At 69.7% G+C, this 17,882-nt stretch carries 14 protein-coding genes; 1 reads left to right on the forward strand and 13 read right to left on the reverse strand.

Going from position 1 to position 17,882, the window contains the following annotated elements:
• Positions 1-6 precede the first annotated feature (6 nt).
• The 9 genes from rodA to B086_RS0133555 all read right to left on the reverse strand — a co-directional run bounded on the left by rodA (position 7) and on the right by B086_RS0133555 (position 12,006).
• Positions 7-1,206, reverse strand: coding sequence for a rod shape-determining protein RodA (rodA, locus tag B086_RS0133515; RefSeq protein ID WP_018570813.1), 1,200 nt, complete (start codon positions 1,204-1,206; stop codon positions 7-9).
• Positions 1,203-3,485 carry a penicillin-binding protein 2 gene (gene mrdA, locus B086_RS0133520; RefSeq protein WP_018570814.1) on the reverse strand — a complete coding sequence of 761 codons (2,283 nt, stop codon included), beginning with the start codon at positions 3,483-3,485 and terminating at the stop codon, positions 1,203-1,205. The genes rodA and mrdA overlap by 4 nt, the downstream gene beginning before the upstream one ends.
• A 53-nt stretch (positions 3,486-3,538) precedes the next feature.
• Positions 3,539-4,216: a rod shape-determining protein MreD gene (gene mreD / locus B086_RS0133525; RefSeq protein WP_018570815.1), complete on the reverse strand. Its 678-nt coding sequence runs from the start codon at positions 4,214-4,216 to the stop codon at positions 3,539-3,541.
• Between the two features lie 17 nt (positions 4,217-4,233).
• Complete coding sequence (gene mreC, locus B086_RS0133530) at positions 4,234-5,271, reverse strand: rod shape-determining protein MreC (protein WP_018570816.1); 1,038 nt, start codon at positions 5,269-5,271, stop codon at positions 4,234-4,236.
• Between the two features lie 164 nt (positions 5,272-5,435).
• Entirely contained in the window at positions 5,436-6,455 is a 1,020-nt protein-coding gene (locus tag B086_RS0133535) for a rod shape-determining protein (protein ID WP_018570817.1), read from the reverse strand.
• A gap of 300 nt (positions 6,456-6,755) precedes the next feature.
• The gene (gene ndk, locus B086_RS0133540) at positions 6,756-7,169 is read right to left on the reverse strand and encodes a nucleoside-diphosphate kinase (protein ID WP_018570818.1); all 414 of its coding nucleotides are present in this window, start codon (positions 7,167-7,169) and stop codon (positions 6,756-6,758) included.
• 55 nt (positions 7,170-7,224) lie between these two features.
• Positions 7,225-7,605 (reverse strand): DUF4233 domain-containing protein, encoded by a 381-nt coding sequence (locus tag B086_RS0133545; protein WP_018570819.1) that lies wholly within the window; start codon positions 7,603-7,605, stop codon positions 7,225-7,227.
• Positions 7,606-7,610: 5 nt separating this feature from the next.
• The gene (gene folC, locus B086_RS0133550) at positions 7,611-9,125 is read right to left on the reverse strand and encodes a bifunctional tetrahydrofolate synthase/dihydrofolate synthase (RefSeq protein WP_018570820.1); all 1,515 of its coding nucleotides are present in this window, start codon (positions 9,123-9,125) and stop codon (positions 7,611-7,613) included.
• Positions 9,126-9,381: 256 nt separating this feature from the next.
• The gene (locus B086_RS0133555; RefSeq protein ID WP_018570821.1) at positions 9,382-12,006 is read right to left on the reverse strand and encodes a valine--tRNA ligase; all 2,625 of its coding nucleotides are present in this window, start codon (positions 12,004-12,006) and stop codon (positions 9,382-9,384) included.
• Between the two features lie 136 nt (positions 12,007-12,142).
• Here B086_RS0133555 and B086_RS0133560 point away from each other — a divergent pair, with 136 nt between their 5' ends.
• The gene (locus B086_RS0133560; RefSeq protein ID WP_018570822.1) at positions 12,143-13,147 is read left to right on the forward strand and encodes a hypothetical protein; all 1,005 of its coding nucleotides are present in this window, start codon (positions 12,143-12,145) and stop codon (positions 13,145-13,147) included.
• Between the two features lie 85 nt (positions 13,148-13,232).
• Here B086_RS0133560 and clpX read toward each other — a convergent pair whose 3' ends face one another.
• The 4 genes from clpX to tig all read right to left on the reverse strand — a co-directional run bounded on the left by clpX (position 13,233) and on the right by tig (position 17,690).
• On the reverse strand, positions 13,233-14,519 hold the full coding sequence (clpX, locus tag B086_RS0133565) for an ATP-dependent Clp protease ATP-binding subunit ClpX (RefSeq protein ID WP_018570823.1): 1,287 nt from the start codon (positions 14,517-14,519) through the stop codon (positions 13,233-13,235).
• Positions 14,520-14,686: 167 nt separating this feature from the next.
• On the reverse strand, positions 14,687-15,367 hold the full coding sequence (locus B086_RS0133570; protein ID WP_018570824.1) for an ATP-dependent Clp protease proteolytic subunit: 681 nt from the start codon (positions 15,365-15,367) through the stop codon (positions 14,687-14,689).
• 56 nt (positions 15,368-15,423) lie between these two features.
• The gene (locus B086_RS0133575) at positions 15,424-16,029 is read right to left on the reverse strand and encodes an ATP-dependent Clp protease proteolytic subunit (RefSeq protein WP_026253037.1); all 606 of its coding nucleotides are present in this window, start codon (positions 16,027-16,029) and stop codon (positions 15,424-15,426) included.
• Positions 16,030-16,304: 275 nt separating this feature from the next.
• Entirely contained in the window at positions 16,305-17,690 is a 1,386-nt protein-coding gene (gene tig / locus B086_RS0133580) for a trigger factor (protein WP_018570826.1), read from the reverse strand.
• Between the last annotated feature and the right edge of the window lie 192 nt (positions 17,691-17,882).

The raw sequence follows: 17,882 nt of genomic DNA on the forward strand, positions 1-17,882 counted from the left end.
CGTGCGCTACGCCGACATGGGCCGCTGCACTCTGATCGACTGGAGCAGTCCGACCGCCGCCCAGACCGCGAACATGGACGAGCCTCCGTAGGAGACGAACGGCAGGGGCAGGCCGGTGACCGGCATGATGCCCAGTGTCATGCCGATGTTCTCGAACGCCTGGAAGGCGAACCAGGCGACGATCCCGGCGGCGACGACGGTGCCGTACAGCTCGGTGGTCTCGCGGGCGATGCGGCAGGCACGCCACAGGACGACCCCGAGCAGCACGATGATCAGCCCGGCGCCCGCGAAGCCCAGCTCCTCCCCCGCGACGGTGAAGACGAAGTCGGTCTGCTGCTCGGGCACGAACTGGCCGGTGGTCTGGGAGCCGTGGAAGAGGCCCGAGCCGGTCAGTCCGCCGGAGCCGATGGCGATTCGGGCCTGGTTGGTGTTGTAGCCGACGCCGGCCGGGTCGAGGCTGGGGTTGGCGAAGGCCGCGAACCGGTTGATCTGGTACTCGTCGAGGATGTGCAGCTGCCAGACCGCGACGGCGCCGAGCGTGCCGGTGGCCACGAGGCCCAGGGTCCAGCGGTTGGAGGCGCCGGAGGCGAGCAGCGCCCCCAGGATGATCACCACCATGACCATGACCGAGCCGAGGTCCGGCATGAGCAGGACGATCAGGATGGGGACCGAGGCCAGGCCCAGGGCCTGGAGGACGGTGCGGTGGTCGGGGTGCTCCTTGTCGCCCGCGTCCACCCGGGCGGCGAGCATCATCGCCATCCCCAGGATGATCGTGATCTTCACGAACTCGGAGGGCTGGATGGAGAAGCCGCCGCCGAGGACGATCCAGGAGTGCGCGCCGTTGACGGTGGAGCCGAGCGGGGTGAGCACCAGCAGGATGCCGAAGACCGAGGCGCCGTAGAGGATCGGCACGGCGGTGCGCAGGGTGCGGTGGCCGAGCCAGATGATGCCGATCATCAGGGCGAGCCCGATGCCGGTGTTCATCAGGTGCCGGAGCAGGAAGTAGTACGGGTCGCCCTGGTTGATCTCGGTGCGGTTGCGGGTGGCCGAGAAGACCAGGAGGGAGCCGATCCCGGAGAGGGCGAGCGCCGACAGCAGTATCGGCCAGTCCAGGCGGCGGGTGACCGAGTCGCGGGCGAGCAGCCGGGTCCAGCCGGCCCGCTCGGGTCCGTACCCGGAGACGGAGAAGTTGTTCGCGCCGGTCATGCGGTCGTCCTCCGCCTTCCTCCGCGCTGCGGGCGCCTGCGCGGGCGCCTTCGGGTGTCGCGGTTGCCCGCCCCCGTGTTGTTGGTGGTCGCCGGGGTGTCCTGGTCGCCGTCCGGGGCGGTGGTGGTGCCCTGCTGGGCGACCTCCTTGGCGACCTTCTCCTGGTCCTTGGCGGGGTCGCCGTTGATCTTCGGGGCGGGGATGGTGCCGTCGGCCTGGATCTTCGGCAGGCCCTTCATCGGGGTGGGCAGCAGGGCCTTCTTGTTGTCGACGGACCCGTCGGCCTGCACGCCGTACAGGGCGCTGTAGATGTTGCGCACGGCCTCGCCGGAGGCGCCGGAGCCGGTACCGGCCTGGGCGATGGTCATGATGACCGTGTAGTCCTTGCTGTAGGTGGCGAGCCAGGACGTGGTCTGCTTGCCGTAGACCTCGGCGGTACCGGTCTTGGCGTGCAGCGGGAACTTGTCCTGCGGCCAGCCGTTGAACTTCCAGGCGGCGGTACCGCGGGTGGCGACGCCTGCGAGTGCCTGGTCCATCATGTCGCGGGTGGCCTTGGTGATGGGCAGCCTGCCGTGGGACCTGGGCTTGATCTCGGTGACGTGCTTGCCGTCGGGGCTGACCACGGCCTTGCCGATGGTCGGGGTGTACATGGTGCCGCCGTTGGAGATGGCACCGTAGATGACGGCCTCCTGGATCGGCGTCAGCAGGGTGTCGCCCTGGCCGATGGAGTAGTTGATCGCGTCACCCTCGCGCATCTTGTTGCCTTCGAGGCAGTTCTCGTAGGCGATCTTCTCGACGTAGCTGCCGTTCTTCTTGCCGGACTTGCACCAGGCGTCCTTGTTGGCCGCCCAGTACTTCTGCTTCCACTGGCGGTCGGGGACGCGGCCGGTGACCTCGTTGGGCAGGTCGAGGCCGGTCTCCTTACCCAGGCCGAACTGGTGGGCGGCCTTGAAGAAGTAGTCCTTGGGCTGGCCCTTCTTCGGGTTGATGCCCCCGTCCTTCTTCCACTCGTTGTCCGCGAGGCCGTAGAAGACGGTGTCGCAGGAGACCTCCAGGGCCCGGCCCAGGGAGATGTTGCCGAAGTTCTCGCCCTCGAAGTTCTTGAAGACCTGGCCGCCGACCGAGTACGAGCTGGTGCAGGGGTAGTTGCCGTTGAAGTCGTAGCCGGCCTCGACCGCGGCGGCCGTGGAGACCACCTTGAAGGTCGAACCGGGCGCGGACTGACCCTGTATGGCACGGTTCAGCAGCGGGTAGTCGGAGTTCTTGCCGGTGAGCTTCGCGTAGTCCTTGGCGGAGATGCCGCCGACCCAGACGTTCGGGTCGTACGTCGGCGCGGACGCCATGGAGACGATCCGGCCGGTCTTGGCCTCCATCACGACGACGGCGCCGGAGTCGGCCTTGTAGTTGGTGCCGGTGATGCTGTCGTACTGCTGGCGGGCAGCCTTCATCGCCTTGTCCAGCTCGTACTCGGCGACCCGCTGGACCCGGGCGTCGATGCTGGTGACCAGGTTGGAGCCGGGCTGGGCGGCGTCCGACTTGGCCTTGCCGATGACGCGGCCGAGGTTGTCGACCTCGTAGCGGGTGACGCCGGCCTTGCCGCGCAGCTCCTTGTCGTACTGGCGCTCCAGACCGGAGCGGCCGACCATGTCGGAGCGCAGATAGGGCGAGGAGGTGTCCTTGGCCTGCTGGATCTCGTCGTCGGTGACCGGTGAGAGGTAGCCGAGGACCTGCGCGGTGTTGGACTTGCCGGGGCCCGCGTAGCGGCGCACGGCCTCGGGCTCGGCGGTGATGCCGGGGAAGTCCTCGGCGCGCTCGCGGATCTGGAGGGCCTGCTTGGGGGTGGCCTCGTCGGTGAGCGGGATGGGCTGGTAGGGCGAGCCGTTCCAGCAGGGCTGCGGCGTCTTGGCGTCGCAGAGCCGGACCTTCTGCTGGATCTCCTGCGGGTCCATGCCGAGGACCCCGGCGAGCTTGGCGAGGACCGCCTTGCCGTCGTCCTTCTGCCTGAGCAGGTCGGTGCGGGAGGCGGAGACCACGAGCCGGGTCTCGTTGTCGGCGAGCGGGACACCGCGCGCGTCCAGGATCGAGCCGCGCACGGCGGGCTGGACGACCTGCTGGACGTGGTTGCCCGACGCCTCCTTCTGGTACTGCGCGCCCTCGCGGATCTGGAGGTACCACAGCCGGCCGCCGAGGGTGCCGAGCAGGGAGAGGACGAGGATCTGGAGGACGATGAGCCGGGTCTGGACGCGTGGGGTCCGACCGGTCTCGGGAATGTTGGTCACTGGTGCTGCCTCCCCCTCTCAGTGTCCGGACGAGTCGTGTGCGTGCGGGCCTGTCACAGGCGCTTGACCCCCTTGATGCGGCCGACCCGGGTGGAGCGGGAGCGGGCCTTGGTCTTCAGTGAGCCGAGCGCGCCGCGCTGGCCGCCGATGCGCAGTCCGGTGCCCGAGGAGAGCCAGCCGGAGGAGATGTCGGCCTTCTTGGCGGCGGAACCGGCCTCGGCGAGCGGGTCGTTCTCGGCGCGCCGGGCCAGCGCCATGATGCCGGGCACCACGAACGGGGCGAGCAGCAGGTCGTAGACGGCGGCGCTGATCAGCAGTCCGGGCAGGCCGACGTGGCGGGCGGCGGTGTCGCCGACGAGGGCGCCGACACCGGCGTACAGCAGGGTGGAGCCGAGGGCGGCGGCGACCACCACGGCCATCGGGCCGGTGGCCGACTTGACCTGGCCGGTCTCGGGCTTGATGAGCCCGGCCAGATAGCCGATGACACAGAGCACGAGGGCGTAGCGGCCGGCGGCGTGGTCGGCGGGCGGGGCGAGGTCGGCGAGGAGTCCGGCGCCGAAGCCGACCAGGCAGCCGCCGACGTGCCCGTAGACCATGGCCAGGCCGAGCACGGTGAGCAGCAGCAGGTCGGGCACGGCGCCGGGCAGGTGCAGCCGGGCCAGGACGCTCACCTGGATCACCAGGGCGACGACGACCAGCACGGTGGAGAGCAGGATCCGGTTGAGACGCATGGGGACTTTTCTCGCTCCTACGGCTGCTGGTCGTCGGTGGACTGCGGATCGGGCTCCCCGGTGCCCTGGCTGTCGCGCGCCCCGGTGCCCCGGGTGTCGGGCAGGCCCGCGCCGTCCCCGGAGCGGCCGGACGTGTCGTTCGCGCCGCCGGTCGGGGTGACCGTGACCGTCACGGTGGGCGTCGGGGCCGGCTTGGGCTTGGCCGGCAGGACCGTGTCGCGCGGGTCCTTCTTCGGGGCCTGGACGACGACACCGATGACGTCGAGCTTGGTGAAGCCGACGTACGGCGTGACGTAGACGGTGCGGGTCAGGTCGCCGCCGGAGGGGTCGACGCGGGAGACGACGCCGACCGGGACGCCGGGCACGAACGGCTTGTCGGCCTGGGAGCCGAAGGTGATCAGCCGGTCGCCCTTCTTCACCTCCGCCTTGCCGTTGAGGAGTTGCACGCGCATCGGGCGGTCGCCCTGGCCGGAGGCGAAGCCGAGTTCGTCGGTGCCCTCCATGCGGGTGCCGACGGTGAAGTCGGGGTCGTTGGCGAGCAGCACGGTCGACGTGCCGGGGCCGACGGTGGTGACGCGGCCGACCAGGCCGTCGCCGTTGAGGACGGTCATGTCGCGCCGGATGCCGTCGTCGGCGCCGGCGTCGATGGTGATGGTCCAGGAGAAGCCCTGCGCGGCTCCTATGGCGATGACCTGGGCGCCCTTGATGCCGTACTGGCCCTGGCCGGCGAGCTTGAGCATCTTGTCGAGCTGGCTCAGGCGGCTGCGGTTGCGGTCGTCGCTGCCGAGCTTGGCCTTGAGCGCCGCGTTCTCCTTCTCCAGCGCGGCGAGCCGGTCGTGGCGGCCGCCGGAGTCGCGGACCGCGGAGACCGCGTCGCCGACCGGGTCCACCGCGCCCGACACGCCGTTCTCGATCGGGCCGAAGACGGTGGCGGCGCCGCGTCGGGCGCCGTCCACCGGGGAATTCTCCCCGCCGCGGATATCGACCGTGATCAGCGCGAACGCCACGGCGATCAGCAGCACCAGGAGCAGCCGGCTCTCTTTCGTGTCCCTCACGTGCGGCGGCCGTGCCCTTCCTCGTAGGAATTCGGGTGGCCCCCGGTGAGCGCCGGTGGGAAAGCGCACACCCTCGGGGGCCGTTTGTGGGAGCTTATGCCTCTATATCAACGATCCGCCGTACGAGAGGAGATCATCTCGTACGGCGGAATCGAAACGTCGTGTCATCGGCGCGGCTGGGCGTCCAGCACCTGCTGAAGCGCCTCGAACTCCTCGACGCACTTCCCGGAGCCGAGCGCCACGCTGTCCAGCGGGTCCTCGGCGATATGGATCGGCATGCCGGTCTCCCGGCGCAGCCGCTCGTCCAGGCCGCGCAGCAGGGCGCCGCCGCCGGTCAGCACGATGCCCCGGTCCATGATGTCGCCGGACAGCTCCGGCGGGCACTTGTCGAGGGTCGTCTTGACCGCGTCGACGATCGCGTTGACCGGTTCCTCGATCGCCTTGCGCACCTCGGCGGCCGAGATGACGACGGTCTTGGGCAGGCCGGAGACCAGGTCCCGGCCGCGGATCTCGGTGTGCTCGTCGGCGTCGAGTTCGTACGCGGAGCCGATCGTGATCTTGATCTGCTCGGCCGTGCGCTCGCCCAGCAGAAGGCTGTACTCCTTCTTGACGTACTGGATGATCGCGTTGTCCAGTTCGTCGCCGGCGACGCGGATGGACTGGGCGGTGACGATGCCGCCGAGCGAGATGACCGCGACCTCCGTGGTGCCGCCGCCGATGTCCACCACCATGTTGCCCGTGGCCTCGTGGACCGGCAGGCCGGAGCCGATGGCCGCGGCCATGGGCTCCTCGATGATGTGCACCTGGCGGGCGCCGGCCTGGGAGGAGGCCTCGATGACAGCGCGCCGCTCGACGCCGGTGATGCCGGAGGGCACGCAGACCACGACCCGCGGACGAGCCAGATAGCGCCGCTTGTGGATCTTCAGGATGAAGTAGCGGAGCATCCGTTCGGTGATCTCGAAGTCCGCGATGACGCCGTCCTTGAGCGGGCGCACGGCGACGATGTTGCCGGGCGTGCGCCCGATCATCTTCTTCGCCTCGGCGCCGACGGCGAGGATGCCACCGGTGTTCGTGTTGATCGCGACGACGGACGGCTCGTTGAGTACGATCCCGCGACCCCTGACGTACACCAGCGTGTTGGCGGTCCCGAGGTCGACAGCCATGTCACGGCCGATGAACGACATTGAGTTCCCCATCAGGATTCGTCTGGCCTTCCCTGGGAGCTTTTGAGGGCATTTCAGGTACGGCGAGGTGGGTGCTGTGACGTGAAGGCTTCCATCGTAAACGCGCCTGCACGAACACCGCGCGAGGGTCTTCGCCATTGTCAGCAGATGGCGTACCGCCTCGCTTGTGGAGACGGTCCATCGGGGGCACGCGTTCCCCCGATCGCCTTCGGGTATGCCGATGGGCGGCCGCATGTCCACGGCCGCCCAGGTCAGGCGGGCTGATGAACTGACGATACGTCAGAAAGCGGCTCCGACGTCTCAGCCACGACCGGGAAAGAAGATCTTCACCTCGCGCTCGGCGGACTCCTCGGAGTCGGAGGCGTGGATCAGGTTCTCCCGCACGATCACACCGTAGTCCCCGCGGATGGAACCGGGCGCGGCGGCGATCGGGTCGGTCGGACCGGCCAGGGCGCGCACCCCCTCGATGACCCGCTCGCCCTCGACGATCATCGCGACCACCGGGCCCGAGGCCATGAACACCATCAGCGGCTCGTAGAAAGGCTTGCCCTTGTGCTCGCCGTAGTGCTGCTCCAGCGTGTCCTGGTCCAGGGTGCGCAGCTCCAGCGCGGTGATCTGCCAGCCGGCCTTGCGCTCGATACGGCTGATGATCTCGCCGGTCAGGCCGCGACGGACCGCGTCGGGCTTGAGGAGGACGAGGGTGCGCTGGGTCACGGTGGACTCCTTCTGCTGTACAGATGTGCGGTGGCACGACCCTACAAGGTCGCGGTCACACAGCGTCAGCCGAGGCGGCGGGCGCGGAAGCCGCCTCCGCCTCGGCGGCCCGCGCCGCGAATCTCGCCTTCGCCTCGTCGATCTTCCGCCCGAAGTGCACCGACGCCCACCACAGCCCCGCGAACACCGCGCCGAGGAAGTACATCACCGGCACCACGAAGCCGGACGCGACCAGTGCGATCTGGAGGGCCCAGCCGAGGGCCACCCCGCCGGGCCGGCCCAGCATCCCGCACAGCAGCACGCACAGCACCATCGCGATGCCGCTGACCGTCCACACCGTCCCCATGGACAGGTCCGGGTCCTTCATCGCGACCAGCGCGGCGAAACCGATGACGAAGAACTCGCCGATCAGGGTCGAGGAACACAGCGTACGCACGAGAGTCAGCCCCTCCCGAGGAGCAGTCGGGCCTCACCCACGGTGATGACGGAACCGGTGACCAGCACACCGCCGCCGGCGAACTCGCCCTCCTCCTCGGCGAGCGTGATCGCGGCCTCCAGCGCGTCCGGCAGCCGCGGCTCCACCTGGACCCGCTCCTCGCCGAACACCTCCACCGCGATCCCCGCCAGCTCGTCGGCGTCCATCGCGCGGTGGCTGGAGTTCTGCGTGACCACGACCTCCGCGAAGATCGGCTCGAACGCCTCCAGCAGCCCGCGCACGTTCTTGTCAGCGCTGGCGCCGACCACGCCGATCAGCCGGCTGAAGTCGAACGCCTCCTGCACCGCCTCCGCCGTGACCTGTGCGCCCGCCGGATTGTGCGCGGCGTCCAGCACCACGGTCGGCGAGCGCCGCACGACCTCCATCCGGCCGGGCGAGCTGACCGCGGCGAACGCCTTGCGGACGGTCTCCGGCTCCAGCGACTCGGCGCGCTGCGAGCCCACGCCGAAGAACGCCTCCACGGCGGCGAGCGCCACGGCCGCGTTGTGCGCCTGGTGCGCGCCGTGCAGCGGCAGGTACACCTCCGGGTACTCGCCGCCCAGGCCGCGCAGCGTCAGCAGCTGCCCGCCCACGGCCGGCTGCCGCGCCACGACGCCGAACTCCAGGCCCTCGCGGGCCACCGTGGCGTTGACCTCCACGGCCTTCTTCAGCAGCACCTGCGCCGCGTCCACCGGCTGCTGGGCCATGATCACCGTGGCGTCCCGCTTGATGATCCCGGCCTTCTCCCCGGCGATCTCCCCGGTGGTCGAGCCGAGCCGGTCGGTGTGGTCCAGGCCGATCGGGGTGACGACGGCGACATCCGCGTCGATGACGTTCGTGGCGTCCCAGGTGCCGCCCATGCCCACCTCGACCACGGCGACGTCCACCGGCGCGTCGGCGAAGGCCGCGTAGGCCATGCCGGTCAGCACCTCGAAGAACGACAGCCGGTACTCCTGCGCGGCGTCGACCATCTCCACGTACGGCTTGATGTCCTGGTACGTCTCGACGAACCGCTCCGCGGAGACCGGCGCGCCGTCCAGGCTGATCCGCTCGGTCACCGACTGCACGTGCGGCGAGGTGTAGCGGCCGGTGCGCAGCTCGAACGCGCCGAGCAGCGCCTCGATCATGCGGGCGGTGGAGGTCTTGCCGTTGGTCCCGGTGATGTGGATCGAGGGGTACGACCGCTGCGGCTCGCCCAGGACGTCCATCAGCGCGGCGATCCTGCTGACCGAGGGCTCCAGCTTGGTCTCGCCCCAGCGCGTCGCCAGCTCGGCCTCGACCTCCCGCAGCGCCTTGTCGACCTCGGGGTCCTCGGGCCGGCCGGGCACGTCGGCCTGCGGCGGCCCGCCCTGGGTGCGCAGGGTGCGGCTGCCGGCCTCGATCACCGCGAGATCGGGGTCACGGGTGGTCTCGGCCTCGATGATCTCGTCGAAGGAGTCGAGGGGGTCGGGCCGGTCGTTCTCGTGCGGGAGGTCGCTCACGGGTTCAGTCTACGGAGCACCGGGACGAGGCGCGGCGCCGGTTCGGCGTGGGGGTGCGCGAGGCCGGGGGCGGGGGCGGGGCGGCCGCTTTCAGGGGGTGGGGTTCGGGGCCGCTCCCCCACGGAGACCCGCGTCCCGGCCCGCCCCGCCCCCGCGCCGCCCCGTCAGGCCCCCGCCCCGTCACGTCACCTCACGTCACGGACGGCCGAAGGCCCCGGGGTCTCGAGGACTCCGGGGCCTTCGGGTGTACGGGATGTCACGCCTGCGGCAGCCGCTCCAGCTGGGCGGTGATGCGGGCGATGTCCTCCTCGGCCTTGGCGAGCCGGGCGCGGATGCCGTCGATCACCTTTTCGGGTGCCTTCGACAGGAACGCCTCGTTGCCGAGCTTGCCGTTCGCCTGGGCCTTCTCCTTCTCGGCGGCGGCCAGGTCCTTGGCGAGCCGCTTGCGCTCGGCGGCGACGTCGATGGTGCCCGACAGGTCGAGGGCGACCTCGGCCCCGGCGACCGGCAGGGTGGCCGTGGCGGTGAACGCCTCGCCCTCCGGCTGGAGCCGCAGCAACTGGCGGACGGCGGCCTCGTGCGCGGCGAGCGCCGTGCCGTCCAGGGTCAGCCGGGCCGGGACCCGCTGGCCCGGCTGGAGGCCCTGGTCGGCGCGGAAGCGGCGGACCTCGGTGATGACCGCCTGGAGCGTCTCGATCTCCCGCTCGGCGTCCGCGTCCCGGAAGCCGCTGTCGGCCGGCCAGGCGGCGATGACGACCGACTCGCCGCCGGTGAGGGTCGTCCACAGCGTCTCGGTGACGAACGGGACGACCGGGTGCAGCAGCCGCAGCGTCACGTCCAGGACCTCGCCCAGGACCCGCTTGGAGACCTCGGCGGCCTCGCCGCCCGCCTGGAAGGTGGTCTTGGACAGCTCGACGTACCAGTCGAACACCTCGTCCCAGGCGAAGTGGAACAGCGCGTCGGACAGCTTGGCGAACTGGAAGTCCTCGTAGTACGCGTCGACCTCGGCGACGACCGAGTTGAGCCGGGACAGGATCCAGCGGTCGGTCGCCGACATCGCCGACGGCTGTGGCAGCGGGCCCTCCACCGTCGCGCCGTTCATCAGCGCGAAGCGGGTGGCGTTCCAGATCTTGTTGGCGAAGTTGCGCGAGCCCTGGACCCAGTCCTCGCCGATCGGGACGTCGACGCCCGGGTTGGCGCCGCGCGCCAGGGTGAAGCGGAGCGCGTCGGAGCCGTACTTGTCCATCCAGTCCAGCGGGTTGACCGCGTTGCCGAAGGACTTCGACATCTTCTTGCCGAACTGGTCGCGGACCATGCCGTGCAGGGCGATGGTGTGGAACGGCGGGGTGCCGTCCATCGCGTACAGGCCGAACATCATCATCCGGGCGACCCAGAAGAAGAGGATGTCGTAGCCGGTGACCAGGACGGAGTTCGGGTAGAACTTCGCGAGCGACTCGGTCCGCTCGGGCCAGCCGAGCGTGGAGAACGGCCACAGGCCGGAGGAGAACCAGGTGTCCAGGACGTCGGTCTCCTGGTGCCAGCCCTCGCCGGACGGCGGCTCCTCGCCGGGGCCGACGCAGACGGTCTCGCCGTTCGGCCCGTACCAGACCGGGATGCGGTGGCCCCACCACAACTGCCGCGAGATGCACCAGTCGTGGAGGTTGTCGACCCAGTCGAAGTACCGCTTCTCCATCTCCTGCGGGTGGATCTTGACCTTGCCCTCGCGGACCGCGTCACCGGCGGCCTTCGCGAGCGGGCCGACCTTGACCCACCACTGCATGGACAGGCGCGGCTCGACCGTGGTCTTGCAGCGCGAGCAGTGGCCCACGGAGTGGACGTAGGGCCGCTTCTCGGCGACGATCCGGCCCTCGGCGCGCAGGGCCGCGACGATGGCGGAACGGGCCTCGAAGCGGTCCAGACCCTGGAAGGGGCCGTGCGCGGTGATGACGGCGTGCTCGTCGAGGACGGTGATGGCGGGCAGGTCGTGGCGCCGGCCGATCTCGAAGTCGTTCGGGTCGTGGGCCGGGGTGACCTTGACGGCGCCCGTGCCGAACTCCGGGTCGACGTGCTCGTCGGCGACGACGGGGATCGAGCGGTCGGTCAGCGGCAGCTTGATGAGCTTGCCGACCAGGTGCTTGTAGCGCTCGTCGTCGGGGTGGACGGCGACGGCCGTGTCGCCGAGCATCGTCTCGGCACGGGTGGTGGCGACGACGATGGTGTCGTCCCCGTCGCCGTACGTCATCGAGACCAGCTCGCCGTCGTCGTCCTGGTACTCGACCTCGATGTCGGAGATCGCGGTCAGACAGCGCGGGCACCAGTTGATGATGCGCTCGGCGCGGTAGATCAGCTCGTCGTCGTAGAGCCGCTTGAAGATGGTCTGGACGGCCTGGGAGAGGCCCTCGTCCATGGTGAAGCGCTCACGGGACCAGGCGACGCCGTCACCGAGGCGGCGCATCTGGCCGCTGATCTGGCCGCCGGACTCGCCCTTCCACTGCCAGACGCGCTCGACGAACGCCTCGCGGCCCAGGTCGTGGCGGGACTTGCCCTCCTTGGCCAGTTCGCGCTCGACCACGTTCTGCGTGGCGATGCCGGCGTGGTCCATGCCGGGCTGCCACAGCGTCTCGTGGCCCTGCATGCGCTTGCGGCGGGTGAGGGCGTCGATGAGCGTGTGCTCGAAGGCGTGGCCCAGGTGGAGGCTGCCCGTGACGTTCGGCGGCGGGATGACGACGGTGAACGGCGGCTTGTCGCTCTTCTCGTCCGCCTCGAAGTACCCCCGCTCCACCCAGCGCTCGTACAGCGGCCCCTCTACATCGGCCGGCGCGTACTGGGTCGGCAGTTCGGTGTCGGGCGCTGGTGGCTGCTGCTGAGCGTTCTCGGTCACGCGCCCAGTTTAGAGGCGTCACGGCCGTGTCCCGAACCGCATTTGTTCTGTAACGGTGCGCACCCCGGTGGCCTGGGCCGCGTCCGGCTGGGCCAGGATGTCAGGTACGCATAAGCATCTGGAGGGGAACCCAGTAATGAGTCACAACCAGCCGGGCCCGTACGGCGGGCAGCCCCAGCAGCCCGGACCGTACGGTCAGCCGGGCCCCTACGGCCAGCAGCCGCCGCAGGCGCCGCCCGCGCAGCCCGGCTACGGCTACCCCCAGCAGACACCGCCGCAGCAGCCGCAGCCGGGTTACGGCTACCCGCAGCAGGCGCCGCCGCCCCAGCCCCAGCAGGGCTACGGCTACCCGCAGCAGCCCCAGCAGCCGGGCCCGTACGGGCAGCAGCAGCCGCAGTACGGCCAGCAGCCCCCTTACGGCGGGATGCCCCAGCCCCCGGCCGGCAGTGGCGGCGGAGGCGGCAAGAAGACGGCGGTGATCATCGGGGCGGTCGCGGTCGTGGCGGCGATCGCGGTGGGCGCGTACTTCCTGATCGGCGGGAGCGGCGGCAGCGGCTCGGTGGCCGACGACGGCCCGCACAAGCTGGTGACGCCGGCGACGGTGCTCGGGAACTACGCCAAGGCCGACGGCGAGAGCGGCACCATGTCGAAGGACGACATGAAGGACGCCGAGAAGTGGGGTGTGCACAACCCCAAGGACATCGGCGCCTCCTACCAGTCCGGCGACAAGAGCGCGCCGCTGGCCATGAAGCAGCTCCAGTTCAACGGCGTCTACGGCACCATCGACGACCCCGCGAAGACGGTGGACGCGATGTTCGCCCACATGAAGTCGGAGTCCGGCAAGAAGGACGGCGACGACGCGGACACCACCCTGGTCGGCGAGCCGAAGGCGTACTCGCCCGCCGGGCTCGACGGCGCGGTCCTCAAGTGCCAGCAGGCGAAGATAGACAACTCCTCCGAGAAGAGCACCGGCGCGCCGAAGATCCTGAACATGACGGTCTGCGTCTGGGGCGACCACAGCACGCTCGGCTTCGTCATCCCGATGGACATGGCCGACATCCTGTCGGGCAAGAGCACCGAGCCGTCGGCCGCCGCCGAGACCACCGCGAAGCTCCGCAAGGAGGTCCGGGTCAAGATCTGATCCGGCCCGCGCGGCGCGGCACGCACAGGGAAGGGGCCCCGGTCCAGTGACCGGGGCCCCTTCCGTATGCGGTGGCGAAGGGCGGCTACGCCGTCTTCTGCTCCCCCGGTCCCCGGCCGCGGGCGTCGCGGGGGATCAGGGTGGGGTTGACGTTGGAGAGGACCACGTCGGCGGTGATGACGACGCGGGCGACGTCCTTGCGGGACGGGACCTCGTACATCACGCCCTGGAGGACCTCCTCCATGATGGCGCGCAGGCCGCGCGCGCCGGTCTGGCGGAGGATGGCCTGGTCGGCGATGGCCTCCAGCGCCTCGCGCTCGAAGTCGAGCTCCACACCGTCGAGTTCGAAGAGCCGCTGGTACTGCTTCACCAGCGCGTTGCGCGGCTCTACGAGGATCTTCAGCAGGGCTTCGCGGTCGAGGTTGTGGACCGAGGTGATGACGGGGAGGCGCCCGATGAACTCGGGGATCATGCCGAACTTGACCAGGTCCTCGGGCATGACGTCCTCGAACTGGTCCTTGGCCTCCAGCTCCCGCTTGGAGCGGATCGTCGCGCCGAAGCCGATGCCCTTGGCACCCGCGCGGCCCTCGATGATCTTCTCCAGACCCGCGAAGGCACCGCCCACGATGAACAGCACGTTCGTCGTGTCGATCTGGATGAACTCCTGGTGCGGGTGCTTGCGGCCGCCCTGCGGCGGGACCGACGCCGTGGTGCCCTCCAGGATCTTCAGCAGGGCCTGCTGTACGCCCTCGCCGGAGACGTCCCGGGTGATCGACGGGTTCTCGCTCTTGCGGGCGACCTTGTCGATCTCGTCGATGTAGATGATCCCGGTCTCGGCCTTCTTGACGTCGTAGTCGGCGGCCTGGATCAGCTTCAGGAGGATGTTCTCGACGTCCTCGCCCACATACCCCGCCTCGGTCAGCGCCGTGGCGTCCGCGATGGCGAACGGGACGTTGAGCATGCGGGCCAGGGTCTGGGCCAGCAGGGTCTTGCCGGACCCGGTGGGGCCGAGCAGGAGGATGTTGGACTTGGCCAGCTCGATGGCGTCCTCGCGGCCCTGGCCGCCGCCGTTCTCCCCGGCCTGGACCCGCTTGTAGTGGTTGTACACCGCGACGGAGAGGGCCTTCTTGGCCGCCTCCTGGCCGACCACATAGCCGTCGAGGAACTCGTAGATCTCGCGGGGCTTGGGCAGTTCCTCCCAGCGCACCTCGCTCGTCTCGGCGAGCTCTTCCTCGATGATCTCGTTGCAGAGATCGATGCACTCGTCGCAGATGTACACACCGGGCCCTGCGATGAGCTTCTTGACCTGCTTCTGGCTCTTGCCGCAGAACGAGCACTTGAGCAGATCGCCGCCGTCACCGATGCGTGCCACGGTGTGCTTCCCCTTCGCCTGGGGGCCGCCTGGACGCGCTCGTCCAGCGACTCCTGGTGCTGCCTTATGTCGACGGTACCTTGCCGGGCCCCCCGTTCGGGCCCCCCTTGGCACGGTTCACTTCGACGTGACCGTGCCGGGGGGCGGCCAGGGGTACGGCTTCCGCGTCAGCGGACGGCTTCGTTGTTCAGCTTCCGGGTGGAGATGATCTGGTCGATCAGCCCGTACGACAGGGCCTCCTCGGCCGTGAGGATCTTGTCGCGCTCGATGTCCTCGCGGATCTTCTCGATCGGCGTGGTGGAGTGCTTGGCCAGCATCTCCTCCAGCTGCGCACGCATCCGGAGGATCTCGTTGGCGGCGATCTCCAGGTCGGAGACCTGGCCGCGGCCGGTCTCGCTGTAGGGCTGGTGGATCAGCACGCGGGCGTTCGGCAGGGCCATGCGCTTGCCCGGGGTGCCGGCGGCCAGCAGGACCGCGGCGGCGGAGGCCGCCTGGCCCATGCAGACCGTCTGGATGTCGGGCTTGACGAACTGCATCGTGTCGTAGATGGCCGTCAGCGCGGTGAAGGAACCGCCGGGGCTGTTGATGTAGATCGAGATGTCCCGGTCGGGGTCCATCGACTCCAGGCACAGCAGCTGCGCCATGACGTCGTTGGCGGAGGCGTCGTCGATCTGGACGCCGAGGAAGATCACGCGCTCCTCGAAGAGCTTCGCGTACGGGTCGTACTCGCGGACGCCCTGCGAGGTGCGCTCGACGAAGCGCGGGATGACGTAGCGGGACTCGGCGGTGGGGCCGGTGTACTCGGCACGCGTGCGGTCGTGGATGCCGCTGCCGGGGAAGTCGTTCACGATGTCTCCTGGAAAGGGGCTGGACGGTCGGCTGGGGGCCGGCTGGGCCGGTCGGCTCAGGCCCCGGTGCCACCGCCGCCCGGCATGCCGGCGGCGTGCGTGATGACGTCGTCGATGAGGCCGTACTCCTTGGCCTCGTGGGCGTCGAACCAGCGGTCGCGGTCGGAGTCGCGGGTGATCTGCTCGACCGTCTGCCCGGTGTGGTGCGAGGTCAGCTCGGCCATGCGCTTCTTGGTGTGCAGCAGCCGCTCGGCGTGGATCTTGATGTCCGAGGCCGAACCGGCCAGGCCGGCGGAGGGCTGGTGGATCAGGATCTCGGCGTTCGGCAGCGCGAAGCGCTTGCCGGGCGTGCCGGCGCTGAGCAGGAACTGGCCCATGGAGGCCGCCAGGCCCATGGCGATGGTCACCACGTCGTTCTTGATGTACTGCATGGTGTCGTAGATCGCCATGCCGGCCGTGATCGAACCGCCGGGGCTGTTGATGTAGAGGAAGATGTCCTTGTCCGGGTCCGCGGCAAGGAGCAGCAGCTGTGCGGTGATCTTGTTCGCGATGTCGTCGTCCACCGGCTGGCCGAGGAAGATGATCCGCTCGCCGAGCAGCCGGTTGTAGACCTGGTCGCCGAGGCCACCACCGATGGAGGGCTCGCCGGCGGCGGAGGGCATCAGATTCGTCACGTATCCACCTGCTCGTCTTACGACGGCGCCGGGCCGTCTCACGTGTACTGCCGGGGCGTGGGCCGTCCGGCCGGTTCCGGGGACTCCCCTGCCCTCGTATTCATGGACCCTAACGCGCGGGCCCCTTCGGGGAATCCCGCGAAGGGGAGTGTTCGCCGGGGGCGTAGTCCGGGGCCCGTGGGGCGGGGTGGCCAGGTGTGACGACGGGCCCCGGGGAACATGCCCCAGGGCCCATCGTACGTACGTCGGGGACGCCGCGCGGATCAGGCCTCGGCCTTCTCCTCGCCCTCGCCCTCGGCGGCGGCCTCGGCGGTCTCGCCCTCGGTGGACTCGTCCTCCTCGTCCTCCAGGTCGACGACCTCGCCGTTGGTGTCCTTCACGGTCGCGGCCTCGACCACGACGGCCAGGGCCTTGCCGCGGGCGACCTCGCCGACCAGCAGCGGGACCTGGTTGTTCTGGACGACCGCCTGCGCGAACTGGTCGGGCGACATGCCGGAGGAGGCGGCGCGGCGCATGAGGTGCTCGGTCAGCTCTTCCTGGCTGACGTTGAGCTTCTCCTTGTTGACCAGCTCGTCCAGGACGAACTGGGTCTTGATGCCCTTGACCGCGGCGTCACGGGTCTCGGTCTCGAACTCCTCGGCGGTCTTGCCCTGGATCTCCAGGTACTTGTCGAGGGTCAGACCCATCTGGCCGAGCTGGTGGTGCTCCAGGTTGTGCTTGCGGGTGTTGACCTCGTCCTCGAGGAGCTTCTCGGGGACGGGGATCTCGACCAGCTCGAGCAGCTTGTCCAGCACGCGCTCCTGGGCCTGCGTGGCCTGGTCGTACTGCTTCATGCTCTCCAGGCGCTTGCGGCTGTCGGCCCGGACCTCGTCGAGGGTGTCGAACTCCGAGGCGAGCTGCGCGAAGTCGTCGTCCAGCGCGGGCAGTTCGCGGGCGGCGACCTGGGTGACCTTGACGGTGACCTCGGCCTCCTTGCCCGCCGCCGAGCCGCCCTTCAGCTCGGAGGTGAAGGTGGCCTCGCCACCGGCCTCCACGCCCTTCACGGCGTCGTCGATGCCGTCCAGCAGCTCACCGGAGCCGATGGTGTAGGAGACGCCGTCGGCAATGCCGTCCTCCAGCACCTCGCCGTCGACCTTGGCCTCCAGGTCGAGGGTGACGACGTCGCCGTCCTCGGCGGCCCGCTCGACCGGGCTGGTCGAGGCGAAGCGCTCGCGCAGCTGCTCGACGGCCTTGTCGACGTCCTCGTCGGTCACCTCGACCGCGTCCACCTCGACCTCGATGCCGGAGTAGTCCGGGATCTCGATGACCGGGCGGATGTCGACCTCGGCGGTGAAGTTCAGCGTCTCGCCGTCCTTCAGCTCCGTGATGTCGACCTCGGGCTGGCCCAGCGGGGTCAGCTCGGCCTCGTTGACCGCGTCGGTGTAGAACTTCGGAAGCGCGTCGTTGACCGCCTCCTCCAGAACCGCACCGCGGCCGAACCGCTGGTCGATGACCCGGGCCGGGATCTTGCCCTTGCGGAAGCCCTTCACCGTGACCTGCTGGTTGATCTTCTTGTACGCCGCGTCGAGGCTGTCCTTGAGCTCCTCGAAGGGCACCTCGACAGTGAGCCGAACCCGAGTCGGGTTCAGGGTCTCCACGGCGCTCTTCACGGTTCGGTCTCCTTGTGGCTGACTTCTTTGGTTTCGCCGGAGCCAGAGGGGGTCCGGCGGATTAGCCGCCCGGAGGAGTTCGCAGGCCCACTTGGGCCGGACACACGGGCGCGCAGCTTGCATAGTAACCGCAGCCGCTCAGCGCCCCAAAAGGCGATCACGGGAATCACATGAGGTGGCGCCGACCTGCGG

Source organism: Streptomyces sp. PsTaAH-124 (assembly GCF_000373685.1).
GTDB classification, from domain to species: Bacteria; Actinomycetota; Actinomycetes; order Streptomycetales; family Streptomycetaceae; genus Streptomyces; species Streptomyces andamanensis.

Bases quoted from the DNA above. Each gene is read 5' to 3' on its own strand.
- B086_RS0133535 (WP_018570817.1), bottom strand. From the start codon at position 6,455: ATGTCGTTCATCGGCCGTGACATGGCTGTCGACCTCGGGACCGCCAAC.
- mreD (WP_018570815.1), bottom strand. From the start codon at position 4,216: ATGCGTCTCAACCGGATCCTGCTCTCCACCGTGCTGGTCGTCGTCGCC.
- B086_RS0133560 (WP_018570822.1), top strand. From the start codon at position 12,143: ATGAGTCACAACCAGCCGGGCCCGTACGGCGGGCAGCCCCAGCAGCCC.
- rodA (WP_018570813.1), bottom strand. From the start codon at position 1,206: ATGACCGGCGCGAACAACTTCTCCGTCTCCGGGTACGGACCCGAGCGG.
- B086_RS0133575 (WP_026253037.1), bottom strand. From the start codon at position 16,029: ATGCCCTCCGCCGCCGGCGAGCCCTCCATCGGTGGTGGCCTCGGCGAC.